Source organism: Pauljensenia sp. UMB3104, assembly GCF_030217285.1.
Lineage (GTDB): Bacteria > Actinomycetota > Actinomycetes > Actinomycetales > Actinomycetaceae > Pauljensenia.
Window position 1 is genome coordinate 1 of record NZ_JASONN010000383.1, and the last position, 260, is coordinate 260.

1 pseudogene is annotated in these 260 nt (G+C 59.2%); it reads left to right on the plus strand.

Annotation, left to right across the window (positions count from 1 at the left end):
• Positions 1 to 260, plus strand: a pseudogene (locus QP415_RS12125) (epoxyalkane--coenzyme M transferase); the annotation flags it as partial.

Below are 260 nucleotides of genomic sequence, written 5' to 3' on the forward strand. Positions count from 1 at the left end.
ATCCCGAGCTCATCCGTTTCCACGTCTGCTGGGGTTCCTGGCACGGCCCGCACACCACGGACATCCCGTTCAAGGACATCGTCGACCTCGCTCTTGCAGTGAACGCCAATGGCCTGACCTTCGAGGCAGCGAATGCGCGCCACGCTCACGAGTGGACAATCTGGAAGGACATCGAGCTTCCTGAAGGAAAGTACCTGATCCCGGGCGTTGTATCTCACTCCACAAACGTTGTCGAGCACCCCGAATTGGTTGCCCAGCGT